This window comes from Apilactobacillus sp. EABW-1NA (assembly GCF_030398685.1).
Taxonomy (GTDB): domain Bacteria; phylum Bacillota; class Bacilli; order Lactobacillales; family Lactobacillaceae; genus Apilactobacillus; species Apilactobacillus waqarii.
The window spans coordinates 1-4,600 of the sequence record NZ_JAPDKO010000043.1 but is presented as its reverse complement, the minus strand read 5'-3'; the positions used below and the strand labels follow the sequence as shown (position 1 = coordinate 4,600).

Below are 4,600 nucleotides of genomic sequence, written 5' to 3'. Positions count from 1 at the left end.
ATATATATCTTATTACAACAATTATCGTATAAAACAAAAACTGGGAGGAATGTCACCGGTTGAATACCGGATCAATTCCTCCCAGAAAATAGCATAACCATCTTCCAATTTTAGGGGTTCAGGTCACAGTCCTTTTTTATTACTTAGAAGTAGTTGTATTAGTATTTCCAGTATCTTTTTCTTGGTTATTGTTGGTAGTGTTTGAATTTGTGTTGTTAGTTGTAGTTTGCTTTGGTGTATATACTTCACGATACAACCAACCTTCAAGAGAACTTGCATATACGTAAACCTTGTAGTTACTTTGCTTTGGATTGTATTGGAACCATTGATCACCATTTGAAGGTGTATAAGTTTTTGGAAGAATTACACGACTATCACCAGGGTTGTATAGTGATTGTAGTCCAGTGTTTCCGTTAGCTAGTTTTAATACTAAAGTGTTTGATGTGATGGCATAAGGTTGGTTGTTGTTGATTGTAACCTTGTAACTCTTACCACCTATTACAAGCATTTCGTTTGAATCGTCAATCTTCATTGCCTTCACTGAATCACCAAATTTAAGAACGGTCTTACCTGTGCTGATTGGTGCGTTCAATGCATAGTAAGCATCGTTAGCAGCCTTAGTGCTTAAGTCGTTGGTAGGAACAGTCTTCTTACTGGTAGTGTAAACAGGAACGCGTTTAATCCAGTTTGATTTAGTGGTCTTAGTAATCCAGATACCGTTCTTGATTTCAGGAACGCTTCCACCGATTAACATCCATTGACCGTTATTTAATTTTCTAACTAAAATAACTTGGTTTTTAGCAATGGTGCTCTTTTTTATGATCTTCTTGGATTGGATGGTGTTGTTCTTAACAGCGTATCCGTAAACAGTGGTCTTCTTGGTAACAGCGTATAAAGGAACGTTTTTGTTAGTGTTAACAGTTGCCTTAGTAGTTTTCTTAGCAACTCGTTTCATCCAAGTAGTCTTGGCTTGGCTAGTTGTTAAAACAGTGTTCTTAGGAGTCTTAACACCCGTAATTTTCCAAACGTTTCCCTTCACGTGCGTGACAGAGATTTTGGCTCCTTTTTTGATGTGAACCTTTTTTAGAACTTTCTTAGAGATGTTCTTTTTAACTACCTTGTGTTCAGTTGCCACAATTTTCTTAGTGGTGGTAACGACACGAGCTTGGTTCCAGTAGCTGGAAGATTTGCTGGGTAGTGAGCTGGCATTGGCTGCAACAGCAGGTGTGGCGATTAGGACAGCACCAGCTAAAGCGGTCATGATGCTTTTTTGAAACTTCATGTATGAATCCTTCTTTCAAAATAAATATTATGACTATCTTAACTTATAATTAGACTTTTTTCTACATTTTCAGAAGATTGTAATCTTTTTAATTATTTCGGGTTACATTTGTAGACAAAGGCAAGTCGATTTGATATATTCTTATCAAGCAAGATTATTTAATGTAAAACATATTTTATAAGGGGTGCCAAATAATGAAGAAAAGAAACATTATGACTTCACTTTCAGTTGCTGCTTTATCACTTTCACTACTATCAGGAGTGGCTGTAAGTGCTGACTCAATGGGTCACATGCACGACATGTCATCAATGAAGATGGAAAAGAAGACTACTAAGAAGTCTACCAAGAAATCATCAATGAAGATGGCTAAGAAGTCAGCAAAGAAGAATACTGTCAAGAAATCAACTATGAAGATGACTAAAAAATCTTCAAATAAGATGAACATGAAACACTCAATGATGAGTGGCATGATGATGGATGGTTTAGAAATGAACATGAACTCTAAACTACCAAAGGGCTTGAAGAAAGCTACTCATGCTAAATTCCATGTTGGCCAAAAGGTAACGCTAAAGGCTAAGCACATGGAAGGTATGTACAACGCTAAGGCAACTGTTGCCGGTGTATACAAGACTGACCTATATGAAATTGACTTTATGCCAACAAACGGTGGCAAGATGGTTAAGAACCACAAGTGGGTAGTAGCTAGCGAACTAAAAGCAAAGGGTGCACTAAAAGCTGGTAAGAAGGTTACTGTTTTAGCTGATCACATGTACGATATGAAGGGTGCGAAGGGTAAGATTGTTAAGGTTCACAAAGGACCTGCTTACGTAGTAACTTTCAAAGATACTAAGACTAAGATGGTTATGAAGAACCACAAGTGGTTAACTCAACAAGAACTAAAAGCAATTAAGTAACAATCAAAAAAGACCTGACAAACGTCAGGTCTTTTTATTTTATAGTAAAGATTTAATGCCAAGTAGGACTAACATGATTCCGATAAATGGTTTTAGGTACTTACTGATTGAGCTCTTGGCAAGACCACTTGCTAGCATTGGAGCAACAATGGCACCGACGATGGCACCGGCGGTTAGTGGCAAACTGGCATGCCAGTCGATTGATCCACCCGCTAAGTGGAATAACATACCAACGGTGGACATGAATGCCAATACGTATGTTGATGTGGCAGTTGCGTTGAAGGTTTCAAGCCCTAGAATGAATAGTCCGGCGGTGATGACCGCGCCACCACTCATTCCGGCAACTCCGACCATTAGACCGGCTAAACATCCGTATATGGATGCTTTTATTCGGTCATTTCCGTTATTATCGATGGCTGCTTCAGAAACCGTTTTGGTCTTTTTTAGCATGTTAACACCTAGGATAATCATGATTAAACCGATGATCCATTTGTAGAATGAATCAGGGATGAAATGGGATAGGATGGAACCAACGACTACTGATGGAAGTGCGGCAATTAGCATTTGGTTTCCGATTTTGACATCAATTTTTCCTTGTCGGTAGTAACTAATTGCTCCGATGATTAATGGTGGCAAACTAGTTACTAATGATGTAGATGCTGCGTTGGCTGCGTTTAGACCGATGACACCAGTTAGAATTCCTAGATAGATGGCACCGCCACCACCACCTAATAGGATAGTTAGCATTCCAACAACGACCCCGAAGACGACTAAAAAGATAATACTAGACATAATAATAATCCTCTCTATTTACGTTAATTGCTTTTTTATCATTTATTAATTACAATATGTAATTATAGCATTCAATATGTAATTATCAATTTATATGTTTGGGGGGCATCGATGTGAGAACAGCAACGATTTCAAAAAAAGACATTATCAAGACCGCAATCATCATGATTGAAAGAGGAGATAAAATCACGTTTTCCACCATTTCTAGGAAGATGAAGATTACTTCTCAATCGTTATATAACTATTTTAAGAACCAAAAGGAATTAGAGTACGCGATTGTTGGGACCGTCATTTCATCAGCTTGTACAATTGCCCAAGAAAAGACGTTTGGCAAGAGTGGTCATGATGGCGTCATCACACTAGCACTAACGTTTAGAAAGATGGGAGTAAGACACATCAACTTGGCTCAATTTGTGATTTCACATCACCGTACTAATCAATATAAGATTGTTACAGATGCCTTTAACGAGTTGAAAATATTGATTGATCGCATGCTTGAAAGTTACATTGAATCAGATAAGTTACTAAAGGCCAGTCGACTAATCAGAAGCCTGGTGGTTGGTGACATTTTAAACGTCGGAACCGGTTGGTTTAAGAGTCCTGAAGTGAGGTCGGAATCCAGCTTTACTGAAATGCTCAATATTAGTTTAAATGCTCTAAAGAATTCTTAATTCTACGATTTAATTTGAAAAATCAATTTATTTTTTAAGTAATTTGGATTATATTTGTTATTATATATTCAGAGTGTTTTTTAGAAAGGATACATAATAATGAAAAAATTTACCGGTTGGGTAAAGCATTGGTACAGATATAAGACTGATGAACCATACATTATTGCTACTGCAATCATTGGCGCATTATGTCTTTTAGGATCAATTGCTTTAGATCACAAAAAAAGATTTTACATGTACGTTTTAATCCTAATTTTAATTGCGATTTGGGCACTATTTAGAAGTGTTACCTTTAAGAAGAACTTTGTTCGTCAATTCGTTGATGAAAACAAGTTTGAAGGCAAGGATAAGGGATTAGATTTAGGTACAGGAACAGGTTACGCTTTAATCAAGCTAGCCCGTGATACTAAGCTAAACAAAGTTTATGGTGTCGAAGATAAGTATCAATACACCATTAAACGCCTTGAAAAAAATGCATACTTAGAAAACGTTAAAGACCGTATTGAAATTACCACTGCAGATATCGAAAACCTACCATTCGATGACAAGGAATTCGACGTTATCACTGCTATCTCTGCAAATGGTAACCAATTGAGTACTCCTAAGAAGTCAGTTTACACTGATATTGCTTTTGAAATCGCCCGTGTAATTGCTGATAAGGGAACTATCTTTATGGTAAACACTCCTCGTATGACAAAGAAATATGCCAACGAGTTTGAAAACAGAGGACTAAAAGTTGAATACATGCACAGAAGATTCGAACGTTTCTTCTTCCTACGTGCAATCAAAGTTACCAACAAATAAAAAAAGCCGACTGAACTGAACCCCTTGAGTTGGAGAAATCTAACCTAAGGGGTTCTTTTATGTTTTCTAAAGAATTAAAATTAGCTGCCATTAAAGATTATTATAATGGTTTAGGATTTACAAAAATTATTAATAAG

Annotated in this window: 6 protein-coding genes; 4 read left to right on the top strand and 2 right to left on the bottom strand. The window is 36.9% G+C overall.

Annotated features, from left to right (window positions below):
* Window positions 1-4 precede the first annotated feature (4 nt).
* The gene (locus OEZ61_RS08290; protein ID WP_080719905.1) at window positions 5-97 is read left to right on the top strand and encodes an IS3 family transposase; all 93 of its coding nucleotides are present in this window, start codon (window positions 5-7) and stop codon (window positions 95-97) included.
* A 42-nt stretch (window positions 98-139) separates the two neighbouring features.
* On the opposite strand, the gene OEZ61_RS07810 is transcribed toward OEZ61_RS08290, so the two are convergent.
* Window positions 140-1,282 carry a hypothetical protein gene (locus tag OEZ61_RS07810; protein ID WP_034535310.1) on the bottom strand — a complete coding sequence of 381 codons (1,143 nt, stop codon included), beginning with the start codon at window positions 1,280-1,282 and terminating at the stop codon, window positions 140-142.
* A 194-nt stretch (window positions 1,283-1,476) separates the two neighbouring features.
* Between OEZ61_RS07810 and OEZ61_RS07805 the strand changes: the two genes are divergently transcribed.
* Window positions 1,477-2,196: a YdhK family protein gene (locus OEZ61_RS07805; RefSeq protein ID WP_239642236.1), complete on the top strand. Its 720-nt coding sequence runs from the start codon at window positions 1,477-1,479 to the stop codon at window positions 2,194-2,196.
* 39 nt (window positions 2,197-2,235) lie between these two features.
* On the opposite strand, the gene OEZ61_RS07800 is transcribed toward OEZ61_RS07805, so the two are convergent.
* Window positions 2,236-2,988 carry a sulfite exporter TauE/SafE family protein gene (locus tag OEZ61_RS07800; RefSeq protein WP_034535309.1) on the bottom strand — a complete coding sequence of 251 codons (753 nt, stop codon included), beginning with the start codon at window positions 2,986-2,988 and terminating at the stop codon, window positions 2,236-2,238.
* Window positions 2,989-3,101: 113 nt separating this feature from the next.
* Here OEZ61_RS07800 and OEZ61_RS07795 point away from each other — a divergent pair, with 113 nt between their 5' ends.
* Together OEZ61_RS07795 and OEZ61_RS07790 are read left to right on the top strand one after the other, a co-directional pair.
* Window positions 3,102-3,659 (top strand): TetR/AcrR family transcriptional regulator, encoded by a 558-nt coding sequence (locus OEZ61_RS07795; protein WP_034535308.1) that lies wholly within the window; start codon window positions 3,102-3,104, stop codon window positions 3,657-3,659.
* Between the two features lie 99 nt (window positions 3,660-3,758).
* Window positions 3,759-4,463, top strand: a complete 705-nt coding sequence (locus tag OEZ61_RS07790; RefSeq protein ID WP_034535306.1) for a class I SAM-dependent methyltransferase — start codon at window positions 3,759-3,761, stop codon at window positions 4,461-4,463.
* Window positions 4,464-4,600 lie beyond the last annotated feature (137 nt).

What these genes read in the sequence shown, in the direction of transcription:
- OEZ61_RS07810 (WP_034535310.1), bottom strand. Translation starts at nt 1,282, where the DNA reads ATGAAGTTTCAAAAAAGCATCATGACCGCTTTAGCTGGTGCTGTCCTA.
- OEZ61_RS07805 (WP_239642236.1), top strand. Translation starts at nt 1,477, where the DNA reads ATGAAGAAAAGAAACATTATGACTTCACTTTCAGTTGCTGCTTTATCA.
- OEZ61_RS07800 (WP_034535309.1), bottom strand. Translation starts at nt 2,988, where the DNA reads ATGTCTAGTATTATCTTTTTAGTCGTCTTCGGGGTCGTTGTTGGAATG.
- OEZ61_RS07790 (WP_034535306.1), top strand. Translation starts at nt 3,759, where the DNA reads ATGAAAAAATTTACCGGTTGGGTAAAGCATTGGTACAGATATAAGACT.